Here is a 462-nt window from a genome sequence, read left to right as displayed (position 1 = left end):
GCCCGGCACGGTGGCGGGTGCTCCGGGTGCTCCGGGTGCGGCCGGACGCACGGGCGCGCCGGTGACTGGTGCATTCATTGTTTGACCCCTGTTTGGCGTTGCGCCCTGTCCGCTTGGTGCGGCGCTATTTGGCGCGTTTGACAAATCGACAGCTTGACTGCGTTAGCTTTTACCACGGGCGGCGCCCGATTCCTATCGCCCGGCGGCACTTCCCTGGAACAAATGCCGGTAATCGAGGAAAACGGACTCCATGACGAGGCGCGCCGCCAACGGATGGTTCTCGTTGCGCCGATGGCCGACCAGCCGGGCGCTGAACGCCTGGAGGCGGTGGGCATCGGTGGCGCCGGCACAACGCGCCAGCGCCGCCTGCTCCTTCGGGAAATAGCGGACCGCGCCGGTGCCGACGCAGAGCGCCAGCAGGTCATAGGTCCAGCGCTGGAGCGTGCCGAGCACGGCCGGCAC

1 protein-coding gene is annotated in these 462 nt (G+C 68.2%); it reads right to left on the bottom strand.

The genetic code is table 11. The features are described from left to right. Window positions 1-192: 192 nt before the first annotated feature. Window positions 193-462, bottom strand: a 270-nt coding sequence (locus AB4Z35_RS30455; protein WP_442101222.1) for a hypothetical protein, incomplete at its 5' end; no start/stop codon positions are given.

It is taken from the genome of Pseudomonas sp. KB_15, assembly GCF_052114525.1.
Taxonomy (GTDB): Bacteria; Pseudomonadota; Gammaproteobacteria; order Pseudomonadales; family Pseudomonadaceae; genus Aquipseudomonas.
This window is presented reverse-complemented; position numbering and strand designations above follow the sequence as displayed.